Source organism: Chryseobacterium piperi (assembly GCF_002285635.2).
GTDB lineage: Bacteria > Bacteroidota > Bacteroidia > Flavobacteriales > Weeksellaceae > Chryseobacterium > Chryseobacterium piperi.
Map to the genome: position 1 here is coordinate 3,231,900 of NZ_CP023049.2, position 22,360 is coordinate 3,254,259.

Sequence of the window (22,360 nt, forward strand, 5' to 3'; positions counted from 1 at the left end):
TTTAAATTATAAGAATTTATTTTCCACCAATACCCATAATCTTTGGGCATATTCATCTACTTTTCTCCAGTTTTTAGAGTAATATAAATCACTTAAATATTCTTTAGCTTCTTCTAAAGTTTTAAAACTGTTTAACATTGAGATCACATCATTCAAATCTGTCTGACTCCCGCCAAACAACATTTTTGAGAATGCAATTCTGTCATTAAGATCCAATCTGAATTCAGGTTTGCTTTTCTCTGCCTCCATGAAATTGGTTGGAATATTGGTCTTTAAAAGACTTCCATTATCTTCTTTAATAAAAGATTCCGGCTTTTCCTGAGCAGCTCCTCTTTCTAAAGGATCATCATCAAATAATGACTGAATACTTTTTAATCCTTTAATATTGGCCAGTTTTATTTTTTTCTCCTGATTATAAGCTTCGAGGTTTTCAAAACTCTGATCGGAAGGATATGTATCTTTTTCAATCTCCTCTCTTTCCGTCTCTATTTCAACAATCTTTCTTTTATCAGCTTCATGAGAAGCCTCCAATTCTTCTTGTTTTTCTTCAGTCTGGGCCTCATTCTTTATCTCGTTCAGGATGTTTTCCATATTCGATGTTTCCATCGCCATTTCACCCTGTTCAATCGTTACACTGGAAGCTATGAATTGTTCTTCATTTTCTTCAATCAGAATTTCATCATCTTCCAGAACCTCACTGTCAAAAATACTTGGAATTATTTCCTCGGTCTCTGTGATTTCCTCCTTTTCATTAGAAACGATGGTTTCATCTTCGGCATGTACAGTCTCCTCTATGTCATTTTGAATCTGCTCTTCTTCATCGAAAGAATTCATACTGCTTTCCTGATAGTCAGAAGGCTCATTTTCAAAATCACTGATCTCATTCAACTGATTTGTGAAAATAACTTCTTCTTCCATTGGAGTATCTAAAACTTCTTTCGAAATATTTTCTGCGATTTCCTGTTCAGAGCTCTGTCCTTCTTCAGCCAAATTCACAACATTTTCGTGAAACTCGCTTTCTACGATTTCCGTTAGCTGATGATCAAAAATGGCTTCTTCTTCTCCTGTTTCAGCATTAAGATTTTCTTTCTGAGCATTTTCAGAAAAATCATTATTCTCAAACTCTGAGGTTTCATTTTCATCAATTTCATTGAGCTCGTTATTGAAAATAGCTTCTTCTTCGGTTACTTCATGGGTGGAATCCTGAGATTCCGATTCATTATTTACAAAAGAATTATTAATTTGATTCTCTGTATTTTGTGATGAAGTATTGGGTATAAAGTACTCGATGTTCTTCTCCAACAATCTTAAGAAGGAAATCCTGTTAGCAAGCTCATCTACAAGATCTTGCTTGGAAAGTAATTCGTCAACATTGTTTATTTTTTCCAGAATATCAATGATATTCTTGGATTCAAAAAAAATCTTTTCCTTTAAATCTTGGATATTCTGCATATAAGATTCTTGTTAAAAATTGCTTACTTTTGATGTTAAAATATTACGGCTAATTTAACAAATGTTTTTAGAAAATACAATTAATCACTCCAAACAAAGCGGTTGGATGGAAGTTATTTGTGGCTCAATGTTTTCCGGAAAAACCGAAGAGTTGATCAGAAGGCTGAGAAGAGCAGAAATGGCAGGGCAGAATGTGGAAATTTTTAAACCAAAAACTGATACGAGATATTCTGAAGAAGATGTGGTTTCACACAATCAGAATAAAATCCGAAGTACTGCGGTAGAAAATCCTAACGAAATTATCTTGTTAGGGTCGAATTGCGATGTGGTAGGAATCGATGAAGCTCAGTTTTTTGATGAAAGCATTGTTGAAATTGCTAATCAGCTGGCAAATAGTGGAATCAGGGTAGTTATTGCAGGATTAGATATGGACTTTTTAGGCCGTCCTTTCGGACCTATGCCTAATTTAATGGCCACTGCAGAGTATGTAACCAAAGTGCACGCTATTTGTAAAAGAACCGGTAATCTCGCCAATTATTCTATGAGAACTTCCCAGGGGGATAATTTAGTGGAACTTGGAGAAACGGAAAGCTATGAAGCTGTGAGCCGTCGTGTTTTTATTGATGAAGTACTTTTAAAAAAGAAATAATAAAATTATAAAGGCGAAATTGCGAAACAGTAAAATCGCAGAGTTGCGAAATCGCAGAACGGCTAAATTGATTTTATAGATCAACAATTTTACGATTTTACAGTTTAATGATTTCGCCTTAAACAAAGAAGAAAGGCACCAATGAACTATACAGTAAACCAAATCGCACAAATCACCAATGCACAAGTTATTGGAGACAAGGATCTTATTGTCAAAAATATAGCCTATGACAGCAGAATCATTTATTCAACCAAAAACACTGCTTTCATCGCCATTAATACTTCTAAAAATTCCGGAGAAAAATTTATAGAATCTGCGATTGACAGAGGAATTAATATTATCATCTCAGAACATCAACATCCAAAGTTTGAAAACATTACCTGGATTATTGTTGATAGTTCCATTGATTTTCTTCAAAAACTGGCAAAATATCATTTCGAACACTCCCATCTGAAAGCAATAGGGATTACCGGGAGCAATGGAAAGACTATTTTAAAAGAATGGTTGTACCAATGCCTGTGGAATGAATTTCCAACTGTAAAAAGTCCTAAAAGTTTTAATTCTCAAATAGGCCTTCCCCTTTCGTTACTTCAGATCAATGATTCCTATGAGCTGGGAATTTTTGAAGTCGGAATTTCCCATCCCCATGAAATGGAAAAGCTGGAACATATTTTCCACCCCCAGATTGGTCTTCTCACCCATATTGGAACGGCACATGCTGCTAATTTCCAATCTGAAGATCAACTGATCGATGAAAAAATCCAACTTTTCAAAGATTCTGAAGTCATTATTTACAATGGAGATCATTCCCTAGTTGATCAAAAAATTAAAGAATTATATTCTAGTAAAAAATTAATTTCCTACGGTTTAAAAAAAGAAAATCAGGTCTTTATTAAAAATAATATTTCCAAGGACGAAACTATTATTGTCGACTATTTGGACGAAGAAATTTCCTTCCCCGTACAACAACGAGACGAGGCTACCCTTACCAATGCATTAGCGCTTATTACAGTTCTTAAGGAACTGAATATCGATAATAATAAGATTATTGAAAAAATCAATGCTCTTAAAGCTATTGAAATGCGGTTGGAAGCTATTGAAGGGAATAAAAATAATATAATAATCAATGATTCCTTTAACCTGGATCTGGACTCCCTGAAAACGGCCTTACAATTTCTGAACGAATACAATAAACCAAAAAAGTCTCTTGTTTTAACCGATATCGTTGGAGTAAATTCCAACTCCCAGGAGCTCTATGAAGAAGTTTCTGATCTCGTCAATGAGCAGAAATTTGATTCGGTTTTCCTGGTTGGCGATGAAATCACTAAGTTCAGCAATCTTTTCAAATCTAAAACTTCTACTTTCATTAGTACTCAGGAATTAATTGACAGTAAACATCTTACAGATATTGAAAATCAGATTCTCCTGCTTAAAGGAGCCCGAAAATTTGAGATAGAAAAGCTTAAAGATATTCTTGAACTCAGAAAACATGATACGGTTTTAGAAATTAATCTGAATGCTATTCTTCATAATATCAATTATCATAAGTCTTTGCTAAAGCCAGAAACTAAAATGATGGCCATGGTTAAAGCCAATGCTTATGGATTAGGAAGCTATGAGATTTCAGAATTTCTACAACATCACCATATTGATTATTTAGGAGTTGCTTATGCCGATGAAGGAGTAGAGCTGCGTAAAAAAGGAATTACCACCCCTATTGTAGTGATGAATCCTGAACAGCACAGCTACGATGCTATTATAGAATATAACCTGGAACCTGAAATCTATAGCTTCAGGGTATTGGAATTATTCTATGATGCTGTTCAAAGATCCGGATATGATAAAAAATATCCTATTCATATCAAATTGGAAACAGGGATGCATCGACTTGGTTTTAAAGGGTTTGAACTGGATCAGCTGAGTGAAACATTAAAGAATAAAAATGTAAAAATTCAAAGTATTTTCAGTCATTTATCATCTTCTGATGTATCTTCTGAAAAAGAATTTACATTCAGTCAGTTGGAAATATTTGATAAAAACTCAACGCATCTGATTGATGCGATTGGCTATACACCTATCCGCCATATTTTAAATTCATCCGGAATAACCGTTTATACAGACCATCAGTATGATATGGTCAGAATTGGAATTGGAATGCTTGGCGAATCTCCTTTTCCTGAAGTTCAAAAACAGCTGCAATCATGTGTCAGCTTTAAAACTGTCATATCTCAGATCTCTTCCGTGGAAAATGGAGAATCTGTAGGGTACAGCAGAAAATACAAAACAGATCATCTTACCAGAATTGCGACCATTCCTGTAGGTTATGCAGATGGAATTCCAAGATTAATAGGAAATGAAGTCGGAAGTGTTGGAGTACATAAAACCCTTGCCCCAATTGTCGGAAGTATCTGTATGGATATGATGATGATTAATGTAGACCATATTCCTCATGCCGCCGAAGGTGATACGGTAACCATCTTCAATGCAAAACCAAGTCTAAAAGAATTTGCAGAATACTGCAAAACCATAACCTACGAAGTATTAACATCCATAGCACCCCGGGTGAAGCGGATTTATATTAAAGATTAAATTTATGAGAAAACTCCTGATTCTTTTACTCGTATTCCAACTCGTTTTATTGCAGTCGCAGGTGAAACAAGGATTGGTAATTCCGAAAAATCCAAAAATCGGACTTTCTCTTGCCGGAGGCGGAGCTAAAGGCTTCTCTCACGTTGGAGTACTCAAAGTATTAGACTCATTAGGAGTAAAGGTAGATTATATTGCCGGGACCAGTATGGGAGCCATCGTAGGTGGGCTCTATGCTTCGGGATACTCAGGAAAGGAAATAGAAAAAATTGTTATGGATACAGATTTCTATTCTTTGATTATGGATCCGAAATCCAGACAGGAAAGTACATTTTTTAATAAATCGGTAGATAAGTATCTTTTATCAATTCCTATAAAAAATGGAAAAATAAATCTCCCCTCTTCTATCAGTACAGGACAGAAAAATGTGTATCTGCTTAAAGAGCTTTTCAAAAATGTTTCCAATATCGAAGACTTTTCAAAATTACCCATTCCTTTTATGTGCGTGGCCACTAATCTGGAAAGCGGGAATATGAAAGTTTTTGAAAAAGGAGATTTGGTCCAATCTATCATGGCCAGTTCTGCTTTTCCTTCTTTGATGGATCCTGTAAAGGTAGGCGACAGTATTTATATTGATGGCGCCATGACGGTTAACTACCCATCGAAGCCATTAAAGGATAAAGGGATTGATATTGTTATCGGTGTCGATTTGAATCAGGACTTATCCAAAAGAGAAGACTTAAATAATATTATTGCCATTCTCAATCAGATTATTGATATGAATATCCATAAAGATACAAGACGTCAATATAAATACACGGATATTAATATCAAACCAAATTTAAAGGGTATGTCTGCGACAAGCTATGATGACAAGAAAAAAATTCTTGATAGCGGTTATGCAGAAGGTGTCAAATATGCGAATATTTTGAATGACCTTCCCAAGCGCCCGTTTGACCGCCTTAGACAGCGTGTAAATCCCATTTATTCCAATGTATATAAGATTGATAGCATTTCATTAATTGGAAGCAAAATATACGGTAAAAACTACGTTCTGGGAAAGATGGGACTCCGTCTACCCTCTTTACAAACCTATGGAAGTATCAACAAAAAGATCGATAAGCTGGTCGCAACAAATAATTATAAATTCATCAACTACGATATCGTTACCGAAAATGAAGCCAATTATCTCAAGCTATATGTAACAGAAGATGATGCCCGACACTTTTTTAAATTCGGACTTCATTATGATGAAGTTTTCAAAACAGGACTCTTATTAAATTATTCTGCAAAACGGCTCTTATTCAGAAACTCTAATTTATCATTAGATGTTATTGTAGGTGATAAGCCACGATATTATCTGAACTATTTTGTCGATAACGGATATATACCTGGATTCGGAATTTATTCTTCGGGAATGAGCTTTGATTTAAAAGATACAAGTAATAACACGGTTAGCAGTTGGGATTGGTTCAGAAATGAAGTTTATATCCAATCTGTATGGAGAGATAAGTTTGCAGTAGGTGGTGGTATAAGCCATGACTATTTCAGTACAGATGCCAACGGAACCAACAAAAGAAACGGGCGTTTCCTGAATCCTTATGTATTCTTAAAAAGTGATACACAAAATGATAAAGACTTTCCTACCAAAGGTATTTTTATTTCTGCAGAAGGAAAAGTGGTTGACCTTATGAAATCCGAACTCGAAAAAAGAGTGGTTCAGGTAAAAGCGGATATCCGTATTAATATACCTATCGCGAAACAATTTACTTATCGTCTTAATTTATATGGCGGAATAACTATCGGTGAGAACTTGCCTGAATTTTATAAATACAGATTAGGAGGAATATTTGAACAGAATGTTGTTAATTTTAAAAGTTTCCCTGGATTTTATTTTGCTCAGCTGAACACCAACAATGTCATTCTAATCTCCAATGATGTTCAATTTAAATTCAACAAAAATTATTTCATTAGCGGAAACTTCTCTTTTGCTAATCTCTCTAACGATATTACTTTCGAAGATGCCGTAAAACTTAATTACAGCTCTCTTGGAATAACAGCAGGTTATAAATCTCCATTCGGGCAGATCAAGCTTAACTTTAGCCACTCATTAAAAAATAATCAAAAAGGTATATTCAGTGTTATTTTAGGACACTGGTTTTAAAACAATGATACAGTTCTTTTACGAAAACCTACCGGAATCTGTGAATACAGAATACACGAAATGGCTGGAAGATCTTATTCTTTCAGAAGGAAAAAAATTAGGTGAAATCAATTATATATTCTGTGATGATGAATATTTATTAAAAATAAATCAGGAATATTTACAGCATGATTACTACACAGACATTATCACTTTCGATTATGTTAAAGGCAAAACAATAAGCGCAGAGATTTTCGTATCTTTGCAGCGCATTTCTGATAACGCTTCTACCCTATCCAAAAATTATGAAGAAGAACTCAGAAGAGTTCTGGCCCATGGTATTCTCCACCTTTGTGGATACAAGGATAAAACAGAAGATGAAGAAGAAGAAATGCGGAATAAAGAAGACTTTTATCTTGCGAAATATAAAAACTGATATCTTGCACTAATTAAAGCTTCTCCCCTTTAATATTTTGTTTAAATAAAAGATATTATATAGGGTAAAAACACTGAATACAGGCTCATTTAAGCCGTATTATGTAAGTAATGTTTCACGTGAAACATTAAGTATAAAATTAAAATTTAAGCCTTAAAAGTAGGTAAGAAATGATTTCAGAAATATATGACGTAATAGTAGTTGGTGCAGGACATGCCGGTTGTGAAGCCGCAGCAGCAGCTGCCAACTTAGGATCAAAAACGCTGCTTGTTACCATGAATATGCAGACGATTGGTCAGATGAGTTGCAACCCTGCTATGGGAGGTATTGCAAAAGGACAAATTGTTCGGGAGATAGATGCGATGGGTGGATACTCAGGAATTATAGCCGATAAATCGGCTATCCAGTTCAAAATGTTAAACCTTTCCAAAGGACCTGCAATGTGGTCCCCGAGAACACAGAATGACCGAATGCTTTTCGCAGAAGAGTGGCGGTTAGCTTTAGAAAACACACCCAATCTTGATTTCTTTCAGGATATGGTAAAACAACTTATTGTTGAAAATAATAAAGTAACAGGAGTAGTAACTTCTTTAGGAATTTCCATAAAAGCTAAATCTGTAGTCCTTACCAATGGTACTTTCCTTAACGGATTAATCCATGTAGGAGATAAACAATTAGGTGGTGGAAGAATGGGCGAACCGAGAGCATTTGGAATTACTGAACAACTCGTTTCTTTAGGTTTTGAAGCAGGAAGAATGAAAACCGGTACTCCACCGAGAGTAGACGGAAGAAGCCTGGATTATTCCAAAATGGAAGAACAAAAAGGAGATGAAAAACCTCATAAATTCAGTTACTTAGATACCCCTAAATTAACCAAACAATTAAGCTGTCATATTGTTTACACTAATGAAACGGTACATGATATTTTAAGAGAAGGTTTCGACAGAAGCCCTATGTTCAATGGTACCATTCAAAGTTTAGGGCCAAGATACTGTCCAAGTATTGAAGATAAAATCAATCGTTTTGCTGAAAGAACGAGACACCAACTATTTGTAGAACCTGAAGGATGGAGAACAGTAGAGATCTATGTCAATGGATTCAGTTCTTCATTACCTGAAGATGTACAAATCAAAGCAATGAAGCACATTCCTGGATTTGAAAATGTAAAAGTATTCCGTCCGGGCTATGCTATTGAATATGACTACTTCCCCCCTACCCAATTAAAGCATACCTTAGAAACAAAATTAATTGATAATTTGTATTTCGCAGGCCAGATTAATGGTACAACAGGTTATGAAGAAGCTGCAGGACAGGGTCTTATGGCAGGTATTAATGCCCATAATAAAGTACATGAAAAGGATGAGTTCATCCTTAATAGAGATGAAGCTTATATCGGAGTTCTTATAGATGATTTGATCACTAAAGGAACTGAAGAACCTTATAGAATGTTCACTTCAAGAGCAGAATACAGACTATTGCTAAGACAGGATAATGCGGATATCAGATTAACAGAAAAAGCATACAATTTAGGCTTGGCAAAAGAAGAAAGATTGAAAAAAGTGGAAGAGAAAATCACTAAGAGTGAAGAACTTGAGACCTTTTTACGCGAAACTTCTTTAAAGCCGGGAATAATCAATCCTATCCTTGAAAGTATAGAAAGTAACCCTGTAGACCAGGCATACAGAGCTGCTCAGTTTCTTACAAGACCAAATATTACGCTGGAAAAACTTGAAAATATTGATATTATTAAAGAAAAAGCATCTCAATATGAAGATGAAGTAAGAGAGCAGGCAGAAATAAATATCAAATACAAAGGGTATATTGAGAAAGAAAAAGAGAATGTAGCCAAACTTAACCGTTTAGAAAACATCAAAATTCCAGAAGATTTTGATTATATAAAACTCTCCAGTCTTTCTTCAGAAGCCAAACAAAAAATGAATAATGTAAGACCAAAAACAATTGCTCAGGCCGGAAGAATAAGTGGTGTTTCCCCTGCCGATATTAACGTTTTACTGGTCTATTTAGGACGATAATTAAGATATGTTTCACGTGAAACATATGTAAAATTAAAGCAAAAATTAAGGTATTTATGAGCTTATTTCAATCTCTAAATATCTTAATTTTTAATATAAAAGAATAATTAAATGAAAATTAAAGATCATTTTCTTACTCAGGAAATATTTGAAATCAAAGAAACAGAAACCAGTGGAGTTTTTAAAACCTCCCCTATTCCATCCAATATTTCAAAATATTACGAAAGTGAAGACTACATTTCTCATCACCAGGATTCAGGAAGTTTAAAAGAAAAGCTTTACAAATTTCTACAATCTTTTAATCTGCAGTATAAAAAAACAATTCTTATTGACAGAATAAAAAAGAATTCCAGAGTATTGGATTACGGATGTGGTGCCGGTGAATTTGTAAAATATATTGAAAATGATTTTGAAACTTTTGGTTTCGAACCGGATTCAGATGCAAGAAAAGCAGCAAAAAACAAAATCTCCTCAGCACAGATTATAGATGATATTCAATTAATAGAAGATAAAAGTCTGGACGCTATCACACTATGGCATGTATTTGAGCATATTGAAAACCAGAATGAAATCCTAAGTATTTTTCATGATAAACTAAAAGAAAAAGGATTATTAATTATCGCTGTTCCCAACCCTACTTCTTATGATGCCAAACATTACAAAGAATACTGGGCTGCATATGATGTACCCAGACACATCTATCATTTTTCAAAAAATGGAATGGAAAACCTGATCTCAAAAAATCCGGATTGGAAAATGAGAAAAATCAAACCTTTGGTCCTGGACTCTTATTACATCTCCATGTTGAGCGAAAAATACAAAAAATCTCCTCTTTTTTGGCTAAAAGCAGTGGTTCACGGAACGATTTCTAACGTAAAAGCACTTTTTTCTAACGAATTTTCCAGTTTGATATACATTATCGAAAAAAGATAGAAAATCGATTTTTGAGCTATTTCTGAAGGTTAATTTTCACCGATTTTGACTTAAAAATAAAAAACTCTGAAAATTCTCAGAGTTTTTTTCTGTTTCTGATTTCTCGTTTATACAGATGATAGATGTATGACATAACAAATAAAAAATTTTCTTTCCTCTTCCCTACTCTGTATATTCTTGAAACCAAATTTATTATCTTCAATTTCAAAAACAGGGTAATGTCATTCAGAATACAGACGATAAGTCTGAAGGCGTAGTTCAGGAGTGGAACGAAGAATCTAAACAATAAGAAATCATTAGAAGTTAGATTACTAAGAGATTTCTCCTATGTCGAAATGACAAACTCAAAAATTGAATTCCCAATAGTGTCATTGGAAATGTACTATGATCTTATATGAATCCGTCACTTCGAGTAATGAAGTAAAATGGAGCATATCGAGAAACTAATTTATAAGCAGACGATGTTTAGATTCTTTCAGAATGACAAACTCTGAAACTGAAAACCAATGGTGTCATTCAGAATGAAGCAAAGCAAAATAAAAAAGTCTGCCGAAAAATCAGCAGACTTTAATATTATATACTATATAATTATTTATTTGTTAATGGCAGCAACTCCAGGAAGCTCCAAACCTTCAAGGCTTTCAAGCATTGCTCCACCTCCGGTAGAAACATAACTTACTTTATCTCCATATCCGAACTGCTTAACAAATGCTACGCTATCCCCTCCTCCTACTAGAGAAAATGCTCCTAGCTGTGTAGCTTCAGCAATACTATCTCCAAGAGCTATAGTTCCCGCAGCAAAGTTGGACATTTCAAAAACACCTATCGGACCATTCCATAAAATAGTTCTTGAATTTAAAAGAACATCATTAAATAAATCTCTTGATTTTGGACCAGCGTCTAATCCCATCCATCCTTCAGGTATTGCATAAATATCTACATCTTTTCTCTCTGCATCGTTACTAAAGTTTTCAGCAATGATACAATCAGACGGAAGATAAACTTTTACATGATTTTCTTTTGCCTTTTCCAAAATCTCAAGTGACAAATGCAATTTATCATCTTCTACTAGAGAATTTCCGATCTTTCCTCCAAGAGCTTTTATAAAAGTAAATGCCATTCCACCACCAATGATTAAATTGTCTATTGCTGGCAGCATATTTTCTATAATGGTAATTTTAGTTGAAACCTTTGATCCTCCAAGTATCGCAGTAACAGGACGTTCTCCATTCTTTAATACTCTATCAATAGCTTTTAGTTCTTTAGCCATCAATAAACCGAAAAATTTAGTTGATGGAAAATAATTAGCGATAACAGCTGTAGAGGCATGAGCTCTGTGTGCTGTACCAAATGCATCGTTTACATAAGCATCTCCTAACTTAGAAAGCTGCTCAGCAAACCCTTCATCTCCTTTTTCCTCTTCACTATGAAAACGCAGATTCTCCAATAATAAGATTTCTCCCGGCTTAAGATCAGAGGCAGCCTGTTCAGCTTTAGGACCTATAGACTCGTCTATAAACTTTACCTGCTGTCCCAGAACATTAGAAACGTCTGCTAAAATATGTTTTAGTGAAAATTCATCTTTTACCTCTCCTTTAGGTCTTCCGAAGTGCGTCATTAAAATAACCGATCCGCCATCCTGAAGAATTTTCTCTACTGTGGGTTTTACAGCAACGATTCTTGTATTATCCGTAACTTTAAACTGATCATCCAGCGGAACATTAAAATCTACTCTTACCAGAGCCTTCTTATCTTTAAAATTGAAATCATTGATTGTTTTCATAAATATCGTTGAATTTTCGTTTCACAAATGTAAGATTTTAAACTTTTCAAAAAGATCGAATCAAACAAAAGTTTTCAAAAAACTTCCCACAAACCCAACACTCACTAATCAACAATTTTTTTTTTAAAAGAAAATAAAGAATGAGTATTGTTGTTGAGTGTTGTGAGTTTCGGGGATAACTCTACTCTAAAAAGTTGATAACACTTAATTCATATTTAATTCACAATATAATTTCTTGTGAATCTGATTATTCAGGTACTTACTAACAAAAATCGCTGAGTTGTTAACAATTTGGATTATTAATTACTTGTTTATGGAAAAACTACAGATTACTCCCAAAAAGATTTTGAAAATTTTGTGTTGAGATTCCGGAGAATTTTCTCATTAGTAAATTTTAGTATTCAAAAATTATTTAGTTAATAAAAGTTTTCCACAGTTATTCACATTGCTTTTCACAATTAACTAGTGGAAAACTAACAATTGATATTTAATACTTAAATTTGTATTGAAATAAAATCTATTTAAAGTTTAATACTATAATTATGAAAAGAAAAATTGCCATTGCAGCTGATCATGCGGGGTTTGAATATAAGGAGATTGTTAAGAACTATTTTTCAGAACGATTTGAAATTCAGGATTTTGGAACGTTCTCCACAGACAGTGTGGATTATCCTGACTTTGTGCACCCTGCTGCAACATCAGTAGAAAATGGAGAGAACGAATTAGGAATTTTGATTTGCGGAAGCGGAAACGGAGTGCAAATCACTGCCAACAAGCACCAGAAAATTCGTTGCGCTCTTTGCTGGATGCCGGAGATTGCATCGCTGGCAAGACAGCATAATGATGCGAATATGATTTCAATGCCTGCAAGATTTATTTCGAAAGAACTGGCAATTGAAATTGTAGAGAAATTTCTTTCAACAGATTTTGAAGGTGGAAGACATCAAAACAGAGTTGATAAAATTGCTGTTTGTTAAAAATATAAAGGCTTGTAAATCAATTTGCAAGCCTTATTTATTTTTTATTTACTACCTTTGCGGTATCAGATAGAAGATAGATTCTATAATTCTCATTGGGACCTTTTTTATATTTTAATGATATTTAATAAAAGGTTTTTCTCCCCTCTTCTCCATATTTGTATTAAATTTATACAAAACAAAAGCCCCCATTGTAAAATAGTTGGAAAGAAAATTGATGTAGTTGGATTAAAAGAAGAAATTAAAATTTTGATAATAATTAAAGCACCTCCCATATTATATGCTGCATTCCATAGTTTCCATACCTGGGAATTCAATGATAAAGAGACTTTAAGAAAGTTCAGAAAAAGAATCTGTCTTGCTGATACCGGTGATGATGAGATTCAGGATCAGAATATTTTTATTCCGTTATATATAATGGTGAAGATGTAATGAGCTGTCCTGGTATCTCAAATCCAATTTAAAATTAAAATTAAAAAATGAAAAAAAGAAGATATATAAGTCAAAAAAATGACCATAAACTCATGGAGATCGGAAGATTGATCCTACGTTTTATGAATGAAAACTCATCCAAGATCTATAATTATAAGCAGATCGCTGATGGAATAGATTACAAAAATCCCAGACAGAGGGAACTTGTTATTCAGGCCCTGCATAAATTGCAGTCTTCAGAAAAGATTAAAGAAACGGATAAAGGAAAATATATTGTCAATCTTAAGATCGCGGGAACTTTAACAGGGACTATAGATTTTAACCAATCAGGAAATGCCTATGTAACCGTTGAAGGAATGAAAGATGATATTTTCATTCACTCTAAAAATGTTAAAGATGCCCTTCAGGGAGATAAGGTATTAATAGTTACCTATACTTATAAAGGAAAGAAACTGGAAGGCTCCGTTTTGGAAGTTATAGAAAGAGGAAGAACCGAATTTGTAGGAACTTTACAAGTGGTTCCCCATAAAGAATTCGGATTTGTTGTTTGTGATAAAAAATCGATTAATACCGATATTTTTATTCCCAAAGGTAAATTCGGAGGCGCTGAAGATGGTGATAAAGTTGTCGTTAAAATGACGGAATGGAAACCGGGAGATAAAAATCCTGAAGGTGAAATCATTCAGGTTTTGGGAGCTCCTGGAGAGCACGAAACAGAGATTCACTCTATCCTTGCAGAATACGGGTTACCGTATCAATTCCCTGAAGAAGTAGAAAGAGATGCCGATAAAATCGACAGAAGAATTATAGATGAGGAAGTTGCAAAACGTTGGGATATGCGTGATATTACGACATTCACAATTGACCCTAAAGATGCAAAAGACTTTGATGATGCTTTGTCTATCAGAAAATTAGACAATGGAAACTGGGAAATAGGAGTTCATATTGCAGATGTTTCACATTATGTAATTCCAGGAACTATCCTGGATGATGAAGCCTATCAGAGAGCAACTTCTGTTTACCTTGTAGACAGAGTGGTTCCTATGTTACCCGAAGTTTTAAGTAATGATGTATGCTCGCTTCGTCCCAACGAAGATAAATATACTTTTTCAGCTGTTTTCGAATTGAATGATCAGGCTGAAGTTAAAAAACAATGGTTTGGAAGAACAGTAATTCATTCTGACAGAAGATTTACTTATGAAGAGGCACAGGAAAGACTCGAAACAAAAGAAGGAGATTATGCTGAGGAGATTTTAGTTCTTGACAGCTTGGCAAAAATCATGCGTGCAGAACGTATCCGTAAAGGAGCAATCACGTTTGACAGAAGTGAAGTACGATTTAATCTGGATGAAAACAGTCAGCCAATTGGTGTTTACTTTAAGATAAGTAAAGATTCAAACCATTTGATCGAAGAGTTTATGCTTTTAGCCAACAGGAAAGTGTCGGAATTTGTCTCACTGTCAAAAGGACAACCTACCAATAATACATTTATTTACAGGGTTCATGATGATCCGGATCCTGCTAAATTAGAAGCATTAAGAGATTTCGTTTCTACATTCGGATATAAGATGGATCTTGCCAATACGAAAAAAGTAGCTGAATCTTTAAACAGATTATTGAGTGATGTAAAAGGAAAAGGAGAAGAAAATATGATCGAGACCTTAGCCATGAGAAGTATGAGTAAAGCTGTTTACTCTACCGATCCTATTGGACATTACGGTTTGGGATTTGAGTATTATTCGCACTTCACCTCTCCTATTCGTCGTTATCCCGATTTGATTGCACATCGTTTGTTACAACATTATCTGGACGGAGGAAAATCTCCTAACAGAGAAGAAGTAGAAGAAAAATCAAAACATTGCAGCTCAATGGAAAGATTGGCAGCTGATGCAGAAAGAGATTCGATCAAATTCATGCAGGTGAAATTCATGGAAAAACACCTTGGAGAAACCTTTATGGGAGTGATTTCAGGAGTGGCGGAATTCGGATTTTGGGTTGAGATTCCTGAAAACGGTGCTGAAGGACTAATCAAGCTTAGAGACTTGGTAGACGATTCATATGTTTATGATAAGTCGACGCATGCTGTTTATGGTTCAAGAACTGGTAAAAAATATCAGTTAGGTGATGAAGTTCAGATCAAAGTGGTTAAAGCCAATTTAATTCAGAAGCAACTAGATTTTAAGATTGTTGATTAATTAAATCATAAAGTCTAAATTTGTATAAAAGAGATGGATTTTCCGTTTTAAAGCCATATTAAATGTTTGAACTTGTACTTTCCGCCATTATCCTAGGATTTATGTTAAGCTTGGTTTTCATAGGACCTATTTTTTTCCTTTTAATTGAAACCAGCTTCTCAAGAGGTCCCAGACACGCGTTAGCACTAGATCTTGGCGTTATTACAGCTGATTTATTATGTATTGTGGCAGCGTATTATGCCAGTGCGGATTTGGTAAGTTTAATAGATAAACATCCTGGTTTTTATAGGATTACATCCATTCTTATTTTTGTATATGGGGTCGTCATGCTGGTTACCAGAACCAAAATGCATATGCCCGGTGAAGAAAAGATCATTGGTCAAAATTATTTTAAGACTTTTATTAATGGTTTTTTCTTCAACCTTTTAAACGTAGGAGTTATTCTTTTCTGGCTGGTAACGGTTATTTCCGTGAGAAATCAGTATCCGGACATTAGTAATTTCGTACTTTATATAGGTTTGGTCATCGGGACTTATTTATGCATTGACCTAGCCAAAATATTCCTGGCTAAACAGTTTCATTATAAACTAACACAAAAGCTCGCCAACAAAATCAGAAGGGTTGTTGGCGTTATTCTTATTATATTCAGTTTTTTCATCTTTTTACAAAGCTTTAAGAAGTTCAATCAATTTGACAAGAAGCTTGAAGAAGCCGAGAAGAAAGAAGTCAAATATCAAAAAACAAAATGAAAAAAAATATCTTTCCAAAATCTCTTAAAAAGGGAGCTAAAATAGCTGTAATTTCACCTGCGGGGGCTGTAGATGCTCCTCAACTTCAAAAAGGAATAGAAATGATTAAAAATAAAGGGTTCGAACCCGTTCTAGGAGAGCACCTTTATACTAAATTTTCTCACGGCTATACCTATGCAGGAACAGAAAAGGAAAGAATAAAAGATATGAACTGGGCGCTGAACGATTCTGATATTTCGGCAATCTGGGCCTCACGAGGAGGATATGGATGCCAGCAGCTGATCCAGCATTTAAAACTTAAGAAATTTAAAGAAAATCCTAAATGGTATATCGGGTATTCTGATAATACTGTGATTCAAAGTTATTTACTAAAGAATGGATTTGTTTCCATTCATGGACAAACCATTAAGACCTCTAGCTTTGGAGTTACCGATGAAAGCTACGATCTTATATTTGATATTTTAAAAGGTAAAATGCCTAAATACAGCTTGACTTCCAACCCATTGAATAAAGAAGGAAATATTGAAGGAGAGCTTGTTGGAGGAAATCTGGCATTGATCTATGCGTTGCTTGGAACAAAATATTCATTTGATTTTAAAGATAAAATATTATTTATCGAAGATATTGGTGAGAATTTTTACGCGCTCGACCGCATGATCATGACTCTTGAGTTGGCCGGTGTTTTTAAAAAGATCAAAGGGCTTATTATAGGAGGAATGACCAATATGGGTGATGAAAAAGACAATAAAGACTATGCAGAAAGCTTCGATGGATTTGCCTATCAAATGATCTCTGAAAGAATATCAAAATATAAATTCCCTGTAGTTTTTGGTTTTCCAAACGGGCATATAAAAGATAACAGACCTTTGCTCATCGGAGGAAATCTGAAGATGAATATAAAAGCAAAAGCTGAAATTAAATTTTAAAGAATTATGGAGAATTTTAAAGTTTTGACCAACAACATTTCTATCGATGATTATAGAAATATGAGAAAACTGTGTGGGCTTTCAGAAAAGACTGAAGCAGCCTCAAAGATAGGTTTGGGAAACACTACGTTTTCCATTTCGATACTCGATAGTACTCAGCTTATAGGCATGGGAAGGATTATCGGAGATAACGGAACCTTCGCACAGATTGTAGATATTTGTGTTCATCCCAATTATCAGGGAAAAGGACTGGAAAAAACCATCATGGAACACCTGATGGAGTACGTTAATAAGCTTCCAAAATCCTGTTATGTAAGTTTGATAGCCGATGGGAATGCTAAACATTTATATGAAAAATTTGGGTTTGAAGTGGTAGAACCACAATTTGTTGGAATGGCCTTAAAGATTGAATAATGGCCCATCATAACGATTTCGGAAAAAAGGCAGAAGATCTTGCAGTAGAATACTTGCAAAAGAATGGATATACTATTCTTGAAAGAAACTTTCGTTTCCAAAAAGCCGAAATTGATATTATAGCAGAGAAAGATCACTTGATCATCATTACCGAAGTGAAAGCACGTTCAACTGATGCTTTTATTCTGCCTCAGGAAGCTGTTACTAAAACCAAAATCAGATCTATCGTTTTAGCAGCCAACCATTATCTTGAAGAATTTAATAAAGATAAAGAGGTCCGATTTGATATCATATCGGTTTTGCCTGATGAAAAAGGAACCCTGATTATTGAACATATAATCGATGCTTTTGAAGCATTTGATGCTAATTAATTTACCAATGTAACAATCTACCAATGTAATAATATTGGTAAACTGGTAGATTGTTACACTCTTATATTCCATTGTTAGATTTATATATGAGAACAATATTAATAACCGGAGCTACTTCCGGAATTGGAAAATCTACTGCTGAACTATTGGCAAAGCAAGGCAACAGAATTATTATCTGTGGTAGAAGAAATGAAGTACTGGAATCATTAAAAACCGAATTATCGGAATTTACTGAAGTACTGAGCCTGAAGTTTGATGTCCGAAATTTAGAAGAAGTAGAAAAAGCGATCAATAGTCTTCCTGAAGAATGGAAAACCATTGATGTTTTGATTAACAATGCGGGAAATGCCCATGGATTAGATCCTCTTTCCGAGGGTAAAACTAATGATTGGGACTCTATGATCGACGGAAATGTAAAAGGACTCTTATACGTATCTAAAATGATCATTCCAGGGATGAAAGAGAGAAATGCAGGTCATATTATCAATATCAGTTCTGTGGCAGCAAGACAAACTTATGCTAACGGAGTCGTATATTGTGCTACCAAAAAAGCAGTGGATGTTATTTCTGAAGGGATGCGCCTGGAATTAACGGAGTTTGGAATTAAAGTAACCAATATACAACCAGGAGCGGTAGAGACAGAATTTTCTCTCGTACGATTCAAAGGTGATGGTGAAAGAGCTTCTACCGTGTATGCCGGATATGAAGCCCTGAAGGCAGAAGATATTGCTGATGCCATTGCTTATTGTGTAAACGCTCCAAAACACGTTACTGTTTCGGATATGACCATATATCCGAGCGCACAAAGCGAACCGAGAACCATTTATCGGAAATAATCTCAAAAAGGATTAAATTTGCCAGATGATTGGTAAGGCATTTGTGCTTTTTTGCCTTTTTTGCAAATTTGGAATTTAGTTTAGAAAAATGAAAATACTATATCTTGAGACCTCTTCAAGAAACTGCTCGGTAGCGATTTCTGATGATGAAAACCTACTCTGCCTTTGTGAAGAAGTTTCTGAAAACTATAAACAGTCTAAGAGCTTACATACTTTTGTTGAATGGGCATTGGAAGGTGCCGGAATTTCAATGAAGGATATAGAAGCTGTTTCTCTGGGAAAAGGGCCTGGCTCATATACCGGATTAAGAATTGGAGCAGCTTCCGCAAAAGGGTTTTGCTATGGATTAAAAATCCCTTTGATTGCAGTGAATTCTCTTGAAAGCATGATAGAACCTTTTTTAGGACAAAACTATGATTATGTTATACCATTTGTCGACGCAAGGAGGATGGAGGTTTATACGGCTATTTATGACGGTACAACAGGGGAAGAGACTTCTCCGACTGTAGCCAAGATCCTGGACGAATCTTCTTTTCAGGAATTGAAAGATAAAAAAATCATCTTTGTGGGTGATGGAGCTAAAAAAGCAAAGGAAATTTTACAGCTTCCCAACGCTGAATTTAATGAAGACATCTACCCTTCTTCACAATACTTAATAAAGAAAACTTTACAGAAAATAAAAGATAAGGAATTGGAAGATATTGCTTATTTCGAACCTTTTTATTTAAAAGACTTCCATGGAGTAAAGATAAAGAAATCGTAAGATTCCATATGATAGAAAAAATAAACAGATACATAGAAAAAGCGAAGATTAATCTTCGCTTTTTTATTTTTATTTTGGTTTCGGAGGAACAGAACTAGGATTTGACTGATTATTCTGATTAGCATTATTCAGCTTTTTCGATTTAGTTTTAAAAGAAGGCGGAGCATTGACATCCTGAATATTTTGAGAACTGTTATCCGGGATTGGCGGTGGGACATTATTATTCTGTGGATCCGGTTCAGGTTCTGCCGGAATATTATCCTGCGAAATAACATTTCCTTTATTATCAGTAGTCTGTACAGCCAGATCACTTTTAAGGTAGTTCAGCATTTCCTTGGCTTTCAATCCTTCCGGAGTTTTAGAATAATTAAGGGCAATCTGTTCCAATTGTAAGATCATCACTTCCTTACCACTTGATTTTCCTGTATTGAATGCATTTAATAAATATAACTTGGGTACTAATGCATCTTTGGGATATTTTTGAATAGTCTGATCGATGATATCCCTGCTTTCTCCAAATTTCTCTGATTCAAACAAAGCATAAGCCCTTTTGTATTGATTTTCCACGTCTTCTGAAGACTTTACAAAACTATTGTTTTTAGGATTTCTTGCAAATTCTGCATAAGAAGTATATGCATAATCTTTCAGTAGAATTTGTTTAGCCTTCTCTCCTGCTTGAGGAGTTTTCTCGTAATTCATGGCAAAGATTTCATACAGTGCCTGCAGCATAACTTTTTCTTCTGGCTTTACATCTACAAGATCATACAACGTTTTGGTTGCTAATGGTGTATTGGTAAAATAGTTCTGGTACATGATCCCAAGACCTAGAGAAGCGGTATCTCTATCCTTTTTTAGCTGGCCAAGCTTTCCTGCGTCTGTAGGAATCTGCTCAATATAAAAAGCCGGTTCAAAACGTCTCGGATTAGGTGCTGATGTTACGCCTAATGCTTCATTTTTCATATCATCAATGGTGGCCATTTTTTTAGAATAACGCCAGTTGTCACTCAATGCTCTGTCTCCCCATACCTGCTTAAACGAGGCACTCCCCTTGCTTACTGTCCCTGTATTGCTAAAATAAAACCCTTTCGGCGCTGTTCCGAAGTCTTCAAAAGAAGTAGAACTATTGGCAAAAATAGAGTTGGAATTATAATCTCCGGTATCAAAACCTTTGTTTCTTTCTGCGCGTTTTCTTTCCAATTCCTCTTTTTCTTCTTTAGCCTTTAACTTGGCGATATGCTTGGCAAAAAAATCAGTTTTCTGAGCATCACTCATTTTAGCTAAAGAGAGGATACTGTCATTTTTCTTAATCAGATAGTAGTTTCTGGAGATTTTCTTAATATTTTCAGATTGATCTTTCAGAAGTATTTTAGAAGGTTCATAGGTCATTACGGCAAGCGCAGAATCATAATAGCTTCCAGCTCCGATATAATCGTTTTTATCCAGATAATTTTTTCCGATTTCATAATATGCCAAACCACGCACTTGTGGATCAGAAACCTTTTCAGTCAATGATTTTCTAAAAAATTGCTGTCCTTCCTCCTTTTTACCTGCTTTATTAGCCATAAGACCTAAAGCATAGTAAAACTCATTTTTTCTGGACATATAGGTGCCTTTATTACTGATCTTTTCCAGATAATCTTTTGCGCCTTTATAGTCCCCCTTCCCATTAAAGGTTTTGGCAATTTCTATTTGGGATTTAACTTCAAACTCAAAATCATTGGCATATTTATAAGCTGCTAAAAAGCTTTCTCTTGCCTTTTCATTTTGTCCAAGACCCTCTAAAATCTGGCCTCTTAAAAAAGCAATTCTGCTTTTCAGCTTTCGGTTGCTGTTTAGGTCATAGGCCCGGTCAAGCTCCTTTACGGCTTCCTCTTTTTTACCGGCATCCAAAAGAGCTTGGGAATTATAAATACTCAGTAGCTTATCATAATCCTTGTTGATCTTCTCCCCTTTAAGCTTGGAAAAAATCTCCTGTGCTTTATGATAATCCTTTATCTGCGCATAAGCTTCTCCCTGATAAATTTTAGCCAAAGGAAGTCGTTTGTCCTCCTTCATATGGGTAAAAACATAATTCAGGGCGTCAAGAGCCTCTAAAGATTTATTCTGGTAAATTCTTGATTGAACAAGAATCATATAAGCATCGAAAATTTGTTTGTTTTTTTCTTCCCCGTTTCTGGTTACAGAATATTTATTGATGGCTTTTAGTGCTTTTGATTCAGCTATTTCGAGTGCAGTTGCTCCTTTCGTTTCGGGTTGGTTAGGATCACCAGGTCCGGATATGGCAGAATTGATTTTATCTTTTATCATTCCCGGAATTTCTTCAAGACCGGGTCTGCCTGGAGGGCCGCTTGGTTTTGTTCCACGGTCTGATGAAGAAGGCCTGTTAACTTCAGCCATTTTCATAGAGTTTTCTGCAAAGGCAGCAGACTGACCCAGGTCACTACCCAAAGGCTGGCTTTCATAGGTAAGAATAGGGATATAAGGAGCATAAAAATTATCCTTATGACCCTTATCTCTAGTTGTAAATTCACTATTTAATGCATCTTTTGCATTAAATAGTGTGTTATAATATGTGGAAAACCCTTTCAGAAACTTTGATCGCTGCTCCGGCCTCTTTACTTTGGTGGCACAGGAGACAACAAAACACGCTGCCAAAAGGAATAAAATATTCTTTTTCATTAT

18 protein-coding genes are annotated in these 22,360 nt (G+C 34.9%); 15 read left to right on the top strand and 3 right to left on the bottom strand.

Translation table 11 applies throughout. The annotated features are described in order from the left end of the window. Nucleotides 1–6 precede the first annotated feature (6 nt). Nucleotides 7–1,452 carry a ring-infected erythrocyte surface antigen domain-containing protein gene (locus CJF12_RS14145; RefSeq protein ID WP_034684563.1) on the bottom strand — a complete coding sequence of 482 codons (1,446 nt, stop codon included), beginning with the start codon at nucleotides 1,450–1,452 and terminating at the stop codon, nucleotides 7–9. Nucleotides 1,453–1,513: 61 nt separating this feature from the next. Between CJF12_RS14145 and CJF12_RS14150 the strand changes: the two genes are divergently transcribed. The 6 genes from CJF12_RS14150 (at nucleotide 1,514) to CJF12_RS14175 (ending at nucleotide 10,232) form a co-directional block, all read left to right on the top strand. Continuing rightward, complete coding sequence (locus CJF12_RS14150) at nucleotides 1,514–2,101, top strand: thymidine kinase (RefSeq protein WP_034684559.1); 588 nt, start codon at nucleotides 1,514–1,516, stop codon at nucleotides 2,099–2,101. 141 nt (nucleotides 2,102–2,242) lie between these two features. Further along, nucleotides 2,243–4,690: a bifunctional UDP-N-acetylmuramoyl-tripeptide:D-alanyl-D-alanine ligase/alanine racemase gene (locus tag CJF12_RS14155; RefSeq protein ID WP_034684555.1), complete on the top strand. Its 2,448-nt coding sequence runs from the start codon at nucleotides 2,243–2,245 to the stop codon at nucleotides 4,688–4,690. 4 nt (nucleotides 4,691–4,694) lie between these two features. After that, nucleotides 4,695–6,851, top strand: a complete 2,157-nt coding sequence (locus CJF12_RS14160; RefSeq protein WP_034684552.1) for a patatin-like phospholipase family protein — start codon at nucleotides 4,695–4,697, stop codon at nucleotides 6,849–6,851. 4 nt (nucleotides 6,852–6,855) lie between these two features. Beyond that, nucleotides 6,856–7,266 (top strand): rRNA maturation RNase YbeY, encoded by a 411-nt coding sequence (ybeY, locus tag CJF12_RS14165; protein WP_034684548.1) that lies wholly within the window; start codon nucleotides 6,856–6,858, stop codon nucleotides 7,264–7,266. A 170-nt stretch (nucleotides 7,267–7,436) separates the two neighbouring features. Next, nucleotides 7,437–9,299: a tRNA uridine-5-carboxymethylaminomethyl(34) synthesis enzyme MnmG gene (gene mnmG / locus CJF12_RS14170; protein ID WP_034684545.1), complete on the top strand. Its 1,863-nt coding sequence runs from the start codon at nucleotides 7,437–7,439 to the stop codon at nucleotides 9,297–9,299. A 111-nt stretch (nucleotides 9,300–9,410) separates the two neighbouring features. Continuing rightward, complete coding sequence (locus tag CJF12_RS14175) at nucleotides 9,411–10,232, top strand: class I SAM-dependent methyltransferase (protein WP_034684542.1); 822 nt, start codon at nucleotides 9,411–9,413, stop codon at nucleotides 10,230–10,232. Nucleotides 10,233–10,824: 592 nt separating this feature from the next. Here the strand turns inward: CJF12_RS14175 and CJF12_RS14180 are convergent. After that, nucleotides 10,825–12,015 (bottom strand): phosphoglycerate kinase, encoded by a 1,191-nt coding sequence (locus CJF12_RS14180; RefSeq protein WP_034684537.1) that lies wholly within the window; start codon nucleotides 12,013–12,015, stop codon nucleotides 10,825–10,827. 542 nt (nucleotides 12,016–12,557) lie between these two features. Between CJF12_RS14180 and rpiB the strand changes: the two genes are divergently transcribed. The 9 genes from rpiB to tsaB all read left to right on the top strand — a co-directional run bounded on the left by rpiB (nucleotide 12,558) and on the right by tsaB (nucleotide 19,678). Further along, nucleotides 12,558–12,992 (top strand): ribose 5-phosphate isomerase B, encoded by a 435-nt coding sequence (gene rpiB / locus CJF12_RS14185; protein WP_034684535.1) that lies wholly within the window; start codon nucleotides 12,558–12,560, stop codon nucleotides 12,990–12,992. Nucleotides 12,993–13,241: 249 nt separating this feature from the next. Then, nucleotides 13,242–13,424 (top strand): hypothetical protein, encoded by a 183-nt coding sequence (locus CJF12_RS19955; protein WP_131329540.1) that lies wholly within the window; start codon nucleotides 13,242–13,244, stop codon nucleotides 13,422–13,424. A 47-nt stretch (nucleotides 13,425–13,471) separates the two neighbouring features. Continuing rightward, nucleotides 13,472–15,619: a ribonuclease R gene (gene rnr / locus CJF12_RS14195; protein ID WP_034684529.1), complete on the top strand. Its 2,148-nt coding sequence runs from the start codon at nucleotides 13,472–13,474 to the stop codon at nucleotides 15,617–15,619. A 62-nt stretch (nucleotides 15,620–15,681) separates the two neighbouring features. Further along, nucleotides 15,682–16,368: a LysE family translocator gene (locus CJF12_RS14200; RefSeq protein WP_034684526.1), complete on the top strand. Its 687-nt coding sequence runs from the start codon at nucleotides 15,682–15,684 to the stop codon at nucleotides 16,366–16,368. After that, nucleotides 16,365–17,294, top strand: a complete 930-nt coding sequence (locus tag CJF12_RS14205) for a S66 peptidase family protein (RefSeq protein ID WP_034684523.1) — start codon at nucleotides 16,365–16,367, stop codon at nucleotides 17,292–17,294. Before CJF12_RS14200 ends, CJF12_RS14205 begins: the two co-directional genes overlap by 4 nt. A gap of 6 nt (nucleotides 17,295–17,300) precedes the next feature. Next, nucleotides 17,301–17,708, top strand: a complete 408-nt coding sequence (locus tag CJF12_RS14210) for a GNAT family N-acetyltransferase (protein WP_034684521.1) — start codon at nucleotides 17,301–17,303, stop codon at nucleotides 17,706–17,708. After that, a complete protein-coding gene (locus CJF12_RS14215; RefSeq protein WP_034684517.1) occupies nucleotides 17,708–18,079 on the top strand; it encodes a YraN family protein in 372 nt (123 codons plus the stop codon). Before CJF12_RS14210 ends, CJF12_RS14215 begins: the two co-directional genes overlap by 1 nt. 86 nt (nucleotides 18,080–18,165) lie before the next feature. Beyond that, nucleotides 18,166–18,915: an SDR family NAD(P)-dependent oxidoreductase gene (locus CJF12_RS14220; RefSeq protein ID WP_034684514.1), complete on the top strand. Its 750-nt coding sequence runs from the start codon at nucleotides 18,166–18,168 to the stop codon at nucleotides 18,913–18,915. A gap of 88 nt (nucleotides 18,916–19,003) precedes the next feature. Then, complete coding sequence (gene tsaB, locus CJF12_RS14225) at nucleotides 19,004–19,678, top strand: tRNA (adenosine(37)-N6)-threonylcarbamoyltransferase complex dimerization subunit type 1 TsaB (protein WP_034684511.1); 675 nt, start codon at nucleotides 19,004–19,006, stop codon at nucleotides 19,676–19,678. A gap of 69 nt (nucleotides 19,679–19,747) precedes the next feature. Here tsaB and porW read toward each other — a convergent pair whose 3' ends face one another. Further along, the gene (gene porW, locus CJF12_RS14230; protein ID WP_084675639.1) at nucleotides 19,748–22,357 is read right to left on the bottom strand and encodes a type IX secretion system periplasmic lipoprotein PorW/SprE; all 2,610 of its coding nucleotides are present in this window, start codon (nucleotides 22,355–22,357) and stop codon (nucleotides 19,748–19,750) included. Between the last annotated feature and the right edge of the window lie 3 nt (nucleotides 22,358–22,360).